General features: G+C 66.1%; 10 protein-coding genes. 3 read left to right on the top strand and 7 right to left on the bottom strand.

The window, feature by feature from the left end; genetic code table 11:
• The coding region (locus tag OPU69_RS03215; RefSeq protein WP_498509305.1) for an IS5 family transposase at positions 1–357 on the top strand (357 nt) is incomplete at its 5' end.
• A 58-nt stretch (positions 358–415) separates the two neighbouring features.
• On the opposite strand, the gene OPU69_RS03210 is transcribed toward OPU69_RS03215, so the two are convergent.
• The 7 genes from OPU69_RS03210 to OPU69_RS03180 all read right to left on the bottom strand — a co-directional run bounded on the left by OPU69_RS03210 (position 416) and on the right by OPU69_RS03180 (position 12,565).
• A complete protein-coding gene (locus OPU69_RS03210) occupies positions 416–1,255 on the bottom strand; it encodes a universal stress protein (protein ID WP_498509304.1) in 840 nt (279 codons plus the stop codon).
• Between the two features lie 118 nt (positions 1,256–1,373).
• On the bottom strand, positions 1,374–2,609 hold the full coding sequence (gene kynU, locus OPU69_RS03205; RefSeq protein ID WP_498509303.1) for a kynureninase: 1,236 nt from the start codon (positions 2,607–2,609) through the stop codon (positions 1,374–1,376).
• A gap of 2 nt (positions 2,610–2,611) precedes the next feature.
• Complete coding sequence (locus tag OPU69_RS03200) at positions 2,612–3,520, bottom strand: alpha/beta hydrolase family protein (protein ID WP_498509302.1); 909 nt, start codon at positions 3,518–3,520, stop codon at positions 2,612–2,614.
• A 157-nt stretch (positions 3,521–3,677) separates the two neighbouring features.
• Entirely contained in the window at positions 3,678–7,874 is a 4,197-nt protein-coding gene (locus OPU69_RS03195; RefSeq protein ID WP_498509301.1) for a translocation/assembly module TamB domain-containing protein, read from the bottom strand.
• Positions 7,874–10,108, bottom strand: coding sequence for an autotransporter assembly complex protein TamA (locus OPU69_RS03190; RefSeq protein ID WP_498509300.1), 2,235 nt, complete (start codon positions 10,106–10,108; stop codon positions 7,874–7,876). Before OPU69_RS03190 ends, OPU69_RS03195 begins: the two co-directional genes overlap by 1 nt.
• 102 nt (positions 10,109–10,210) lie before the next feature.
• A complete protein-coding gene (locus OPU69_RS03185; RefSeq protein WP_060977669.1) occupies positions 10,211–10,966 on the bottom strand; it encodes an arginyltransferase in 756 nt (251 codons plus the stop codon).
• A gap of 372 nt (positions 10,967–11,338) precedes the next feature.
• Positions 11,339–12,565, bottom strand: coding sequence for a threonine ammonia-lyase (locus OPU69_RS03180; protein ID WP_060977668.1), 1,227 nt, complete (start codon positions 12,563–12,565; stop codon positions 11,339–11,341).
• A 59-nt stretch (positions 12,566–12,624) separates the two neighbouring features.
• Here OPU69_RS03180 and OPU69_RS03175 point away from each other — a divergent pair, with 59 nt between their 5' ends.
• Both OPU69_RS03175 and OPU69_RS03170 read left to right on the top strand, forming a co-directional pair.
• Positions 12,625–13,509 (top strand): NAD(P)-dependent oxidoreductase, encoded by an 885-nt coding sequence (locus OPU69_RS03175; RefSeq protein ID WP_498509299.1) that lies wholly within the window; start codon positions 12,625–12,627, stop codon positions 13,507–13,509.
• Positions 13,506–15,179 carry an amidohydrolase gene (locus OPU69_RS03170; protein WP_498509298.1) on the top strand — a complete coding sequence of 558 codons (1,674 nt, stop codon included), beginning with the start codon at positions 13,506–13,508 and terminating at the stop codon, positions 15,177–15,179. The genes OPU69_RS03175 and OPU69_RS03170 overlap by 4 nt, the downstream gene beginning before the upstream one ends.
• Positions 15,180–15,234: the final 55 nt, after the last annotated feature.

Below are 15,234 nucleotides of genomic sequence, written 5' to 3'. Positions count from 1 at the left end.
CCTCTTCGGCTCCATCTCACCGAGGGCCAGCGTAGCGATCACAAAGGCGCTGAGGCGTTGATGCCGCATCTGCCGAATGCTCGTGTGCTCATCGCCGACAAGGCATACGCCTCACGCTGGATGCATCAATCGCTCGATCAACGCGCAATCACCGCCTGCATCCCGGCCCAGCGACAACGGCGGCATCTGCCCGAATATGATCCGGTCACATACCGCCAGCGGCATCGCATCGAAAACATGTTTGCCAAACTCAAGGACTGGCGACGTATCCACACACGCTACGACCGTTGTGCAGACGTCTTCCTCGCCGCCATCACGTTCGCAGCTATTTTCATCTTCTGGATCAATGAGTCCTGACCCTAGGCGGCAAGCCGCCAAGTCTCGCTTCTCTCCCCTAAAGGAGAGAGAGTTTCTGCTATCGAAACAGCAGCACCGATGTCTGCCCGGCGCGGATCATCTGCGTCGTCGTGCTGCCCACCAGCATGTTGCGCAGCGGGCTGTGTCCGTACGCCCCCATGACCAGAAGATCGATGCCCCGCTCGCGGATCACCTGCGGCAGCACCGCATCGGGATTGCCCTCGCGCTGCACCGCCTTGACGCCCGCGCGTCCGGTGAACTGGGTCTGCGCCCAGTCGATATGCCCTGCGTTGCTGTCGGTATAGCCGCCGACAAGCACGATATCGATATCGAGCCCCCCGAACAGCATCGACGTCGAGACATATTCGAGCGCCTTCCGGCTCGAGGGTCCGCCATCGAACGCGATGGCGATGCGCTGCGGTGCCTTGAACACGCGCGTCGCCACCAGCACCGGCTTGCGGCTCTGGCGGATGACGCGCTCGACCTTGCTGCCCAGATGACCCTTGGCAAAATCCGCCTGCGCGCCGCGCTTGCCGATGATCGTCATGTCGCTGAAGGCTTCGCGCTCGGCAATCGTCTCGACAATGCCGCCCTCGCGCAAGCTGAGCTCGACATCGCTCACCCCCCGTGCACGAAGTTGATCGACGGCCGCTTCGAGCAGAAGCTGCCCCTGGCGATCGGCCAAACGCCCTTCCGCCGCCTTCAGCGCCATCACCTCGTCGAGCAGGCCGGGCTTGCTCGCGAGCCCTGCCCCGTCGAGCTCGGCGCGGGCATCGTTGCGCTGGATGACATGGAGCAATTCGACCGTCGCCTTCAGGCGCTGCGCCGCCCAGGCGGCATGTTCGCACACGGTCTGCGAATAATGCGATACGTCAAGGCAGGCCAATAGCCGCTGCATGTCTCTCTCCTGTCGTTTCCCGGCTGTTGCCGATGAAGCTTGAACATGGGGGAACGGGTATTGCCCCGGCATGCCCCCCCCTGGTTGTGCAACGTTCAGGACGGCGGATTGGTGCCGATCACGTGACGCGCGCCGCGACCTTGTACGCGTCGCGCTGCCAGCGCCCCTCACCCATGATGGTGGCGAGCCGATCCACGGCATGCCAGATGTCGGCAAAGCCGAGATAGAGCGGCGTCAGGCCGAGCCGCAGGACGTCGGGCGCGCGGAAATCGCCGATGACGCCCGCATCGATCAGCGCGCGGTTGATCGGCCAGGCGTTCGGGTGCACGAAGCTCGCATGGCTGCCGCGCAGGTCGGCGCGCGATGGGGTGATGGGTTGGAGTTCGGGGCAGCGCGCGGCCATCAGCTGGCCGAGGAAATCGAACAGGGCCTGCGATTTGGTCCAGAGCGCATCGCGATCCGCCTCTAGCATGAGATCGACCCCCGCCTCCAGCGCCAGCAGCGAAAGCATTGGCGGGGTGCCTGCCAGAAAGCGCTCGATACCCGGTGCGGACTCGTATTCGTCGGTCATCGCGAACGGCGCGGCATGGCCCATCCAGCCCTGGATCGGCGAGCCGAGAAACTCGAGCGCCTCGGCCGCGACATACAGGAAAGCGGGCGCGCCTGGACCACCGTTCAGATATTTGTAGCCGCAACCCACGGCAAAGCGTGCAGCATCCGCAGCCATATGGAGGGGCACCGCGCCGGTGCTGTGCGACAGGTCCCAGATCAGCGGGACGTTGTGCGCATCGGCCAGCGCCTGGATCGCCGCCATGTCGAAGCGCTCGCCGGTCTTGTAATGCACATGGGTGAGCACGATCAGCGCGACGTCCGGCCCGATCTTCTCAACGATGGAATCGCGCGACGCAGCATCGAGCACGAGACCATGCTGCGCAGCAATTCCCGCAGCGACATGGAGGTCGGTCGGGAAGTTTCCGCTCTCGGTCAGGATCGTCCGGCCTTGGCCCGGCCGCGCCGCGAGGATCGCCCCCATCAGCTTGTAGAGGTTCACCGTCACCGAATCGCAGGCGATCACCTCGCCCGGTGCCGCGCCGATCAGCGCCGCGATCTTGTCGCCGATGCGGCGCGGCGCACCGATCCAGTCGGCATCGTTCCAGCTGCGGATCAGCCCCTTGCCCCATTGCCGATCTACCGCATCGTGCATCAGCGCGCGCGTGGCCACCGGCAGCGCGCCGAGCGAATTGCCATCGAGATAGATCACGCCTTCGGGCAGCGTGAACCGGTCGCGCCAACTGGCCAAGGGGTCGGCGGCGTCGCGGGCTTCGGCCTCGGCGAGCGAAGGATAGTCGGTCATGGTCAGCGCCCCAGCAATTGCTTGATCCGTGCCTTTTGCGCAGCCCAGCTGCGGCTGGTCGGCGCGATCAGCTCGACATGGCCCTCGGGCCCGTGAACGTGGTTTTCGACCCCGATGCCGCGCTTCTTCATGTCTGCGGCATAGGTCTCGGCATAGACAGGCGGTGCAATCCGGTCCTTGTCGGTATGGAACTGGATCTGCTGCGCCTGGCTCACCGGCATTTCGGGCGGAGAGGTCAGCGCGAACCTGTCGCCTGCCATCTTCGTTGGCGCGTCGGTGCCGCAGGCATGGCCGGTGCGCTGCATCGCCGCGCGCAGATCGGCAATGCCGGCCTGGCTGATCGCGGTATCGATGCGCAGTGGGTTAGCCCCGCGCAAGGGCTCGCCCTCGGGCAGCGCCTGGCGCGCGGCCAGCCACAAAGCCAGATGCCCGCCCGCCGAATGACCGATGGCGATGGTATGCGTGAGATCGAGGTTCAGCGCCTTCGCCTGAGCGCCGAGCAGGTCGGCTGCCGCGCCGACATCCAGATAGGTGTCCGGATAGCCACCGCCGCGATCAACGCCGCGATATTCGATGTTCCACACGGCAATGCCGTCCTTGCGCAGATCGTCGGCGATATAATTCATGATGTCGCGCGTCGCGATCTCGGTCTGCCAGCAGCCGCCATGGATCATGACGACAACCGGATGCGGCCCCTTGCCAGCGGGCAGCCACAGATCGACGAGCTGCAGAGGGTCCTCGCCATAGGCGATGGTGCGGGTCGGGCTGGGACGCGGCTGATCGAGCAGATCAGGCCATTGCATGATCGGCTTTTCGGCGTTCAGCATGGCCGAGACCTGCGATCCGACGCCCAGCGACAGGCCGAGCGTCGCAAGACCGAGCGCCAGTCCGCCCCATTTGATCGTCCGCACAATGTGGTTCCTCCCCTACGACTTTCGATACAATGCAACCACCGTCACCCTGAACTTGTTTCAGGGCCCATTTATCCTCATGCGGCTTCGGCTTTTGGGGCACAATGGGTCCTGAAACAAGTTCAGGATGACCAAGACGCGAACGTCGGCGAAAAACTCAATAATCCCTCGAAATCCGCACGTTCGCGCTCTGGCGGCCGATGGTCGAGATCGACGAGAGCAGCGATAGCCAGCGGGTGATCTGGAACTCCACTTGCGTCGCCGAATAGCCGCGCCCGTCGGTGACGATCTCGACATAGGTGTTGCGGGTGATGTACTTGCCCGCCGCGATGCTGGTGCCCTGGCCCAGCGTCTGGTTGCCCTCGACGATGCGCAGCCGGTCGAGCCCGATCGCGCCGCGCAGCGCGTTGATCGGGTCGAGCCCGCCGCCGCCGCGCAGCGAGGCGAGCGCTGCTGCCAGCTGCACCGCTTCGGGCGCGGAAATGTCCGTGATCGACGATCCGAAGAGCAGGCGGGCCAGCAGTTCGTCTTCCGGCAGGGCCGGCGTGCTGGTAAAGCTGATCTCGGGCGCAAGGCCCGTGCCGCGCACGTTGATCGTAGCGTTGAGATCGCTGAGGTTCGCCGATGCCGCGATATCGAGCGCCGGGTTGGGCGGCGATTCTCCGCGAAAGTTGATGCGCCCTCGCACCAGCTCGAAATCGCGTCCGGCAAATTCATATTCGCCGCGGATCAGGTCCGCCTGGCCGGTGATGCGCGGCGCATCGACCGTGCCGGTGAGCGTCACGTTCGCACCCCACTCGCTGTTGATGCCGAGGCCCGTGACGGTGAACTGGTTGGGTGCGCGCGCCTTGACATCATAGCGCCAGACCGCCGGTCGCACACGGCGCGGCGCCTCGTCGGCGCGGCGGTTGATCTCGCGCACGTTGATCACCGGCAGCGCCTCGGCGGCATTGAACTGGCCGAGCCGGAAACGGCCCCGGTTGAGTACGACATCGCCGCCCAGCGTACCGGATGTGCCATCGGACGAGATGGTCAGCGGACCCGTGACGGTCGCACCGAAATCGTCGCGGTTGACCAACTGCGCGTTCTTCGCCGCCGCCCGGATCTCGACCGCGACGCCGCGCGAGGGCGAGGCGAACAGGCCGCCATAATCGACATAGCCCTGCCCGCTGACGGTGCCGTTCGATCCCGCCTTGCCGGTGAAGCTGGTCAGCGTCAGCCGCGATCCGTTGAACTGCCCGCGCGCGGCAATGTCGCTGATCACCGTGCCCGACAGCGTGCTTTCCAGCCGCGCGGTGCGCGTGGCAAGCACGCCGTTGATGCTGGGCTCGGTCAGGCTGCCCGAGATATCCGCCGCGACGCCGACCTGGCCGGTGACGTCGAACGCCTCGATGCCGAGCAGCCGCCAGAGCGAATCCGCCGGGCCGTTGAAGCGCAGCTGCCCGGCGAGCGTACCGCGCCGCAGCCGCCCGAGCAGGTCGAAGCCCTGCGGCAGATTGCCGATCCGCGCCTGTGCACGTCCGACGGTCTTGTCCTGTTCGGCGATTACCGCACGCACGGCCAGGGCATTGGCCGTAAGCGCAAGGTTGGCGGCAACATCGACCGGGCGCGAGCTGGCGATCAGGCCGGTGCGGGTCAGGTTGTCGAATTTCAGGCTCGCCTTGCCCGTCGGCACGCCGCCTTCGGCCTGACGATAGCTGAGCGTGCCCGAGGCATTGCCGCCAAAGCCAAGTTCGCGCACCGCGACATCGAACAGCGCCAGCGGGACCGTGTTGAACTGGGCGCTGAGATCGGTGAGCCCCCCGCCGAAACGTCCCTGCAGGCCCAGCCGTCCCCGTCCGACGCGCAGCACCGCCGGGGCCAGTCGCCAGCCACCATCGTCCAGCTTGCTGAGCCGCGCTGGCCGCACAAGTCGCAACCGGCGGTTGCCATAGCTGCCATTGCCCGCCAGCGTGACCGTGTCACTGGCAATTTGCGCGCTGGTCTGCAGCTCGAAATTGCTGCCGCGCCGCCCGGCGAGAGAGGCGGTCACGCGTCCCTCGCCGTTGACGAGATTGGCATTGGCCGCGAGCCTTCCGATGAAGAGCGGTCCGCGACCGATGCCCTGCGCGCGCATGCTGCCGACGATCGTGTTGCGTCCCTCGGCGATCAGCGCGTCGATTTCCGCCGCGCCGCGGTTGATCGTGATCGGCACCTCGCCGTCGAACCGCGCATTGGCAAGGTCGAGCATCGCCTTTACGCCCTGCCCGCCGCTGCGCGGATCGAGCGTGACATCGCCGGTAATGCCCCCGCCACGGACATTGAGCGCACCTTCGAGCCCGGCCTTGGTGGCGTAGATATTGCCGGCGAACAGCGCCTGCGACACCGTGAACCGCTCGATCTCTATCAACGTCCGCCCGGCTTCGCGCGCAAAGATGCGCGTCGCGCCCTCAAGCGGCCCCAGCGTCGACTGGCCGGTCACGTCGACCGAAAACCCATCGGGCACGGTGCCGAGCGCGAGCCGAAGGTCCTGCACGCCCAATGCGGGAAGCGGTTCGTCGAGCGTGAGGACTGCGCGCATGTCGCCGCGGATCGAATCCGCGCTGACATCGAGCGGACCGTAGTCGCGATGCCGTCCGCTGGCGCGCAGGACGATGCGGCCATCCGGCTCGACCCGTCCGCCGCCGATCAGCGCCAGCTTCTGCGCCGCCAGGCTCGCATCGCGCAACACGAAGGGCTGGCCTGCACCATAGCTGAACTTGCTGGCAAAGCGCGGAGACGGCCCGATCAATGTCACCACCGTTTCGTTGACCACGCGGCGCATCAGCACGCGGACATCGCCCAGCATATCCCAGGCGGCGCCGCCGCCAAAGGCGACGCGCACATTGGCATCGATATCGGCATCACCGACATTCTCGACCCCGAAGGCGGGGAGCCGCGCATCCACGACTGCGAGATAGCGCCCACGCTGGCTGCTGCCCGAAAGCTGTACCAGCGCGACCAGGCTCTTGCTGGTCAGCCGGATCGGATCGCTGCTGAGCACGCCGTCGCGCAGACGCACGATGCCCTGGCCGGTCAGTCCATTGGCCAGCCGGTCGCCATAGGCATTGCCGGTGACGACGCGTGTCGCGCTGAGCTTGACCGGAAGGGTGACATCCCTGCCCTGCCGGGTCAGCGTGCCCTGCGCGAGCAGCGCATCCGCGCTCACCCTGGCGAGCGCCACGCGATCCGCCGACAGACGATAAGGAGCCTCGAGATCGCCGAAGGGGCCGTTCAGGGTCACCGTCGCGCGCAGATTGCGCGCCTCAAGCCCATCGGCGAGCAGCCCGGGACGGGAGAGTGCGGCAAGAAGCTCGACATTGTCGAACCGGTTCTCGCCCAGATCGATCGCGCCCTTCGCATTGGCCGTGCCCGCCTGCCCCGCGAGCGCGATCATGCCCGAGAGCACCCGCGCATCGAGCGTGCCGCGCGCGACCACACCGACCGCAGGACCAAGCATGCGCGCAAAGCTGTCGCCGATCAGCGGCCCGGGCCGGACAAAGCCCCGGATCCGCACCTCGCCTTCGCGCTGGTTGATGTCGAGCGCACTGAGTTCTCGGTTGCCCAGCCGGGCAAGCAGCCTGCCCTGCCAGAAATCCCAGTCGCCCTGCCCCTTGATCGAGGCGGCCATGTCCTGTTTCAGCCCGGCCAGTGCCGCAATGGCGCCGCTGGCAGGCGCACTGACATCACCGTCGATCTGCAGCCGGTTCTGATCGGGCATCGCGTCGATCTTTACCGCCAGCCGATCAGTGCCGTCGGCGAGCGATGCGCGCGCATCGACCAGCACCCGGCCCGAGCGGATATCGACCCGCCCTGCCAGATTGGCGACGCGGCGTGGCCCGGCAATGCCCTGCCGGATCACCAGGCCGTCCGCGCGCAGCCGGTCGATGCGGATGTCGAAGGCCGGTAGCAGCGGATCATCGGGATCGCCGGGATTAAGCTCGGGCAGGCTGCGCAACTCGCCGCGCCGGAGGACGAGATCGCGGATGTCCAGCCGATTGCGCAGGAAGCTGAACGGTCGCCAGTCGAGATCGACCGCCGAAGCGGTGAAGAATACCCGTTTGGTATCGCGCAGTTCGACCCCGCGCAGCACCGCCTTGCCATAGATCGACCCGTCGATCCGCGCGACGCGGAGCGACAGGCCGGACTTGAGCTGATAGCCGGCGATCTGCTCTGCGACGAGGCGGCGCCCAGGCCCACTATCCAGCCCGAACAGCAATGCGGCGCCGAGCCCGGCGAGCACCAGCACGCCGATCATCAGACCGCGCAGCCAGCGCACGGGCCTGGCCTGTGGCGCCGCCTGCTCAACCGTGGTTGGAATGGCCTCGTCCGCCATCAGAAGGCTTGTCCGAGCGAGATATAAACCCCTATCCGACTATCGCCGGGCTGGGGGTTGAGCGGGGTGCCGATATCGAGCCGCAGCGGCCCGAAGCTGCTGTAATAGCGTACGCCGACGCCTGCGCCATAGCGGATGCCGCTGAAATCGGGCGTGCTGCCGGCATAGACATTCCCCGCGTCGAAAAAGGGCACCACGCCGAAATTGCCCAGGCGCACGCGCGCCTCGATCGAGAATTCGGCCAGGCCGTTGCCGCCAATCGGATCGTTATTGCCATCGCGCGGCCCGATGGCCTGAAAGCCGTATCCGCGCACCGATCCGCCGCCACCCGCGTAGAAGCGCCGCGAGGGCGCAATGTTGAAGCGATTGGCGCCGATGGTGCTGCCCAGCCGCACGCGCCCCGCCAGAACGATCCTTTCCGAAACCGGCTGGTAATAGCTTCCGTCGATCTGGATGCGGGCATAGCCCTTGCTGCTCGATTGCAGCGAATATTCGGGCGAGATGCGCCCGCCCAGCCGGAAGCCCCGGGTCGGATCGAGCAGGCTGTCCGTGCCGTCATAGCTCAATGCCGTCGGCAGCGCGGCGATGAAGAAGGTGCGCCGTGCGCCTCCGACGATCCTTGCGCGACTGTCGCGCTCGTCCGACAGCACCAGTTCCGCCCCCAGCGACCAGGTCCATTTCTTCTGGAAGATGAGGTTCGTCTGCCGCTCGAGCGAGGCGGCCACCAGAAAGGTCCGCGCCTCGAACGCATCGCGGTCGATATTGCTGGCCAGCACCTGCGCCGTCAGCACGCGGTCGCGCTTCATGAAATTGTTGCGGCGATAGACCAGGTTGATGAGCTGTTCCTGCGTTCCGCCCACGGCGCGCGCGCGCACCAGCCCCTCGGGGGGGAAGAAGTTGCGATGTTCCCAGCTGACTTCGGCGCGATAGCCTTCGCCCGTCCCATAGCCGACCTCGCCTGCGATGGTGCGCAAGGGGGCGGCGACGGTTTCGACCTGAATGTCCACCGTTCCGGGCTCGTTGCCCACGGGATCGGTCGCTGCCACCGGGGTCAGCGTCGCGGTCGAGACCAGACCTGTCGCGAGGATCGCCCGGCGCAGGTCGTCCATTTCCGACGCCTGGAAGATATCGCCGCGATCAAACCGGGCGATCCGCTCGAGATGCCGGGATCCGAACAAGCCGTCATCCTTGGCAATGACGCCGCCGAACCGGTACTGGCCGCCGGGTGTCACCGGCACCGTCAGCGCCCCGCTACGCGCCTCGTGATCGATCAGCAGATCGGGCTCGCCCGTCTGCGCAAAAGGAAAGCCGGTTTCCAGCAACCGGGTCAGCACCGCGAGCCTGCCGGCGACGATCCTGTCGGCGTTGGCAGCGTCGCCGACCTTCATGCCGAAGGCCGCGCGTGCGGCAGGCACATCGACGCCCACGGCATCGAGCCCGGCCAGGTCGATCGCGCTCAACCGATAGATCGGCCCGGGATTGACATCGAAGGTCAGTTGCACGCGGTCCTGATCCGGAATCCTGGCGACCGAATTGCGCACCTCGCCATCGTAGAAGCCATAGACGCGCAGCATCGTATCGATCAGATCATTGTCGTCGCGGGCGCGGCGATTGACCTGCGCGAGATTGGCATCGTCATCCGAAAGGCGCTCGAGCGTCGAGAGCGCCTGGAAGCGGTTGCGGAACGCATCCTGGTCAAGCTCGGCCAGATCTTCGGTCGGCAGGAAGTTGACGGTGACGCGATAGCGCACGTCGCCATCGTCGATTTCGCGCAGCGCCTGGCGTTCGGCCTGACGCGCCTCGCGTTCGGCTTGCCGTTCGGCGCGGCGGGCGGCGCGATCGCCCTCTGCATCCTCGGCCAGCGCGGCTTCGTCCGTTTCCGCCAGCGGTGCTGCGATCGCCAGACCGTCGCGCACATCATCGGCTTCGGTTGCGACAATATCGCCGGTCGAACTGTCCGATGCGTCAGCGGCCTGAGTTTCGGCAGGAAGCACGTCCTCTGCGGAAAATTCGCCGGGCCAGGCCGGAATATCCCCGCCCTCGGGCCATTCGACCTCCATTCCCGGCAGCTGATCGAGCGGCGCGAGCGGGTCGACGTTCAGCGGGTCCTCGACCTGCGAGTCTTCGGGTTGCAGGACGGTGCCGGAAGGGTCGGGTGAAGCGGCTGGAGCCTGCGAGATATCGGCCTGCTGCGCCCACGCGACATGGGGCCATGCACAGCCAGCGACCAGCATGACCAGTGTTCCCGCCCTCGCAAGACGCCCGCGATCACCCTGCCTCATCGACTCGATATGCTTTCAGCGCGGGCAGGTTCCCGCCCGAAATCGAAATAGTCGTTATGCGCCCGCACCGTCGCGTTCAAGGTCGAAAGCGTGCCAGCCATCGGGGCCAAGCAGTTCCAGCGGCTGATATTTGATCTTGTACTGCATCCGCGGCGAAGATTTTACCCAATAGCCGAGATACACATAGGGCAGCCGGGCGCGCGCCGCGCGCTGGATATGGTCCATGATGATGTAATTGCCCAGGCCCCGCCGGGTCGGGTGATCGGGCTCGTAGAAGCTGTAGATCATCGACAGGCCGTCGCCCTGCTGATCGGTCAGGCACGCGCCCACCAGCTTGCCCGCGCTGCCATCCGGATTGGGCTCGCGATATTCGATAACATAGCTGCGCACCGGCGTGTGCTCGACCATGTCGGCATAATCCATGTCATCCATGTCGGACATGCCTCCGCCGGGATGGCGCGTCTTGAGGTAACGGCGCAGCAGATCGTACTGCTCCTGCGTCGACCAGGGCTTGCAGGCGGAGACGATGAGATCACGGTTGCGCTTGAGCAGCTTGCGCTGGTTGGCAGAGGGCACGAACTGGTCTGCCACCACGCGCACCGAAACGCAGGCGCGGCAGTCGAGGCAGCTGGGGCGATAGGCAACGTTCTGGCTGCGACGGAACCCGATGCGGCTCAGTGCGTCGTTCAGCTCGTCGGCATGTGGTCCGCTCAGTTCGGTGAACACCTTGCGCTCGCTCTTGCCCGGAAGATACGGGCACGGGCCGGGGTTGGTCACGAAGAAACGGGGAAAACGTGCCGGTGCGCTCACGTGGCAAACGGTCCTTGTGCAAATGGCTTGGTAATGGGGATCATGCTCGGCAAACGATATGCCCGCCAAGCGCCCCGCAAGCCAAGCCGGTTAACCAACTTTCTTGGTTAAGCCGCGCCAAGTCGAGTCAAATCGGCGGTCAAGCGTGGGTGGACTGTGGATAAGGGACGATTCATGCTGAATCGGAAACTGGTCCGGCTAGCTCTTTGTGCCGGTTTCTGCCGAACCGGTGGCATGCCCCATCCGCGACTTGCTCGCTCCCAAACCCTCACCCCCGCTAAAACGGGGGTCCCGCTTTCGCGGCAAGCTCTGAACACAGCGGGATTCCCGCTTTCGCGGGAATGACGAAAAAGATCGCGCGATGGGCCAGTATCAGGCCACCTCGACCAGCCCAACGTCGTAACCGCTGGCCTTGAGCGAGGTGACGAGCGCATCGAGCTGGCTGCGGTCGCGCGCCTCGCATTCGATATCGGTGATCAGCCCCTTGGCGGGCAGGTTGGTGAACACGCGCTGGTGATAGATCTCGATGATGTTCACCTGATGCGCATCGAACTGGCGCATCACCTTGAACAGCGCGCCGGGCCGATCCTGCAGCGCAATGCGCAGCCGCGCCAGGCGACCGGACCGCGCCAGATCGCGCAGGAGCACATTGGCGAGCAGCCGCGTATCGATATTGCCACCGCACAGCACCACGCCGACGGTCTGACCGCGGAACCGATCGGGCTCGGCCAGCAGCGCGGCGAGACCAGCAGCCCCAGCCCCTTCGGCGACCGTCTTTTCGATCTGCAGCAACAGGCTGACAGCGGTTTCGAGCTGAGGCTCGCTGACCAGCACGATGTCATCGGCGAGCGCGCGCACGATTTCGCGGGTGAACTCGCCGGGCTGCTTGACGGCAATACCCTCGGCGAGCGTATCGCCCTCGCACGGATATTGGGTGCCCTTCACCGTGTTGTACATGCTGGGATAGAGCTGCGCCTGCACGCCGGTCAGCCTGATCCCGGGCTTGAGCGCGCGCGCGGCGGTGCCCATGCCGGAAAACAGGCCGCCGCCGCCGATCGGAATCACGAAATGATCAATCTCGGGCGCGTCCTCTAGCATCTCGAGCGCGACCGTACCCTGCCCCGCCGCGATCACCGGATCGTCGAACGGGTGGACGAAGGTCAGCCCCTCGCTCTTCTCGAGCTCGCGGGCATGCGCATAGGCGTCGTCATATTTCTCGCCGAACAGGATGACGCGGCCGCCATTGGCCTCGGTCTGCTGCACCTTGATGGTGGGCGTGGGCTTGGGCATCACGATGGTGACGGGGACGCCGAGGCGCGTGCCGTGCCAGGCCAGGCCCTGCGCATGGTTGCCGGCCGACGCGGCGATCACGCCCTTGGCCTTGGCCTCCTCGCTCATCTGGCTGAGGAAGTTGAGCGCGCCGCGCTCCTTGTAGGCGGCGGTGAACTGCAGGTTCTCGAACTTGAGATACACCGTCGCGCCGGTAATCGCCGACAGCGTCTTGCTGACAAGCGTGGGCGTGCGGACGATCGAACCGGCGATGCGGGCATGCGCGGCGCGGATATCGTCCAGGGTGAGGCGTTCGGTCGGGCTGGTCATATCGGCTGCGGCCCCTAACCGATATGGCGCGGATTGAAAACATCCGTTAAGGCACCGCCATGGCAAATATAGCATTTATCGGTATCGGCGTGATGGGCGGGCCCATGGCGCGCCATCTGGGCAATGACGGGCACACTCTGTCGCTCTACAATCGCACTCCGGCCAAGGTCCACGCCTGGCTTCAGGCGCACCCGCATCTGGCGGAAAGGGCCCGCGTTGCCGCGACTCCGGCGGAGGCGGCGGAAGGGGTCGATGCGGTCATCACCTGTGTCGGCAATGACGATGACCTGGCGCAGGTGATCATGGGTCGTCAGGGCGCGTTCACGACATTGCCCAAGGGGGCATTGTTCATCGATCACACCACCGTCTCGGCCACCATCGCGCGGCAGATTTCGGTCGAGGGCCGCGCCAAGAACATCCTGTGCGTCGATGCGCCCGTGACCGGCGGCCAGGCAGGCGCGGAAAACGGCACGCTCGCCATCATGTGCGGCGGCAAGAAGGACGCGGTCGATGCCGCGCGCCCGATCATCAAGAGCTATTCCAGCCGCATCGTCCATGTCGGCGGCCCCGGCGACGGGCAGACCACCAAGATGGTCAACCAGATATGTATCGCGGGCGTGCTCGGCGGGCTCAGCGAGGCGATGCGTTTCGCTCAGGCGAGCCGGCTCGATCTCGACAAGGTGTTCCAGGCGATTTCGGGCGGCGCGGCGCAGAGCTGGCAGATGGACAATCGCTGGAAGACCATGGCCGAGGACAGTTTCGATTTCGGCTTCGCCATCGACTGGATGCGCAAGGACCTGGGCCTCGCGCTCGACGAGGCACGCAACAATGGCGCGTCGATCCCCGTCGCTGCGCTGCTCGACCAGTTCTTCGCCGAGGCGCAGCATCTGGGCGCGGGCCGCCAGGATACCAGCGCGCTGATCCGCAGGCTGCCGCGCAAATGAGCCGTCCGATGTTCGCGCGCACCGCCGCGCTCTCCGCCGCCCTGCTCGCCAGCGCCGTCTCGCCTGCCTGGGCCGATGGGCTGATCGACAATGTCAACGGCATGACGCTCGACGCCAAGGGCAAGGTCGTCAGTTTCACCGGTCTGGTCATCGACAATGACGGCAAGGTGAAGCAGCTGCTCGAACGTCGCGACAAGCGCCCCGAAAAGCTCGATTACAAGCTCGATGGCGATGGCCGCACGTTGATGCCCGGCATCATCGATGCGCATGGCCATGTCATGGGGCTGGGCTTCTCGCTGCTGACGCTCGACCTGTCAGGCACGAAGTCGCTCGAAGAGGCGCTCGCCAAGATCAAGGCCTATGCCGACGAAAACCCCAGCCGACCGTGGATCATCGGGCGCGGATGGAACCAGGAAAAATGGGGCCTCGGCCGCTTTCCCACCGCTGCCGATCTCGACGCGGTCGTGCCCGACCGGCCGGTCTGGCTCGAACGGGTCGATGGCCATGCCGGCTGGGCCAACACCGCCGCGATGCAAGCCGCGGGCGTCAAGCCCGACGTAAAGGATCCTGCCGGTGGCAGGGTCGAGCGGATCGGCGGCAAGCCTGCGGGCGTGTTCGTCGATGCCGCCGAGGCGCTGGTGAGCAAGGCGGTGCCGCCGCCGCGCGCGGTCGATCGCGATGCCGCGCTGATCGCGGCGCAGGACCATCTGCTTGCACTCGGCATCACCGGCATTGCCGATATGGGCACGACCATCGACGACTGGCAGGCTTATCGCCGCGCCGGGGACGAGGGCCGGCTGCGCGTGCGCATCATGTCCTATGCCGCCGGGATCGAGGCGATGGTCGCGATCGGTGGCCCCCGCCCGACCCCCTGGCTCTATGACGACCGGCTGCGGCTCAACGGCGTGAAGCTCTATCTCGATGGTGCGCTCGGCTCGCGCGGGGCGCTGCTCAAGGCCGATTATGCCGACATGCCCGGCCAGCGGGGCCTGGCGTTCGTCAACGACACCCAGCTGCTCAACATGATGAGCCGCGCCGCGATGGACGACTTCCAGGTCGCCGCGCATGCGATCGGCGACGGCGCGAACGCGCAAGCGCTCTCGGCGATCGAGGAACTCGCCAAGGACTATAAAGGCGACCGCCGCTGGCGCATCGAGCACGCGCAGATCATCGATCCGGTCGATATCCCGCGCTTCGCGAAGAACGGCATCATCGCCTCGATGCAGCCGGTGCACCAGATTTCGGACCGGCTGATGGCCGAAGCCCGGCTGGGCCCGGCCCGGCTGGCCGGTGCCTATGCGTGGAAGACGCTGAGCCAGGCGGGCGTGCCGCTGGCCTTCGGCTCGGACACGCCGGTGGAATCGCCCGATCCCTTTGCCGGGCTGGCTGCCGCGATCACCCGCGAAGGCGCCGACGGCCAGCCTTTCGGCGGCTGGCAGCCCCAGGAGCGGCTTGGCAGGACCGAGGCGATCGACGCGTTCACGCGCGGCGCAGCCTATGCCGGGTTTGCCGAAGACCGGTTCGGCACGCTGATGCCCGGCATGCGCGCGGATTTCATCCTGCTCGATGTCGATCCGCTGCTCAGTACGCCCGGCGAATTGCGCAACGCGAAGGTCGTGGAAACCTGGGTTGGGGGCGTTCGTCGCTATCAGCGCGACGACAACCATTAGCTGTCAAATTTGCTATAGGTTAACCCTGGCGAAACTATTCGTTGCCCGGTTGCAA

This window comes from Blastomonas sp. 34TW (assembly GCF_059803595.1).
Note: the sequence above shows the minus strand (reverse complement) of the source record. Positions and strands in the feature narration are given on the sequence as shown.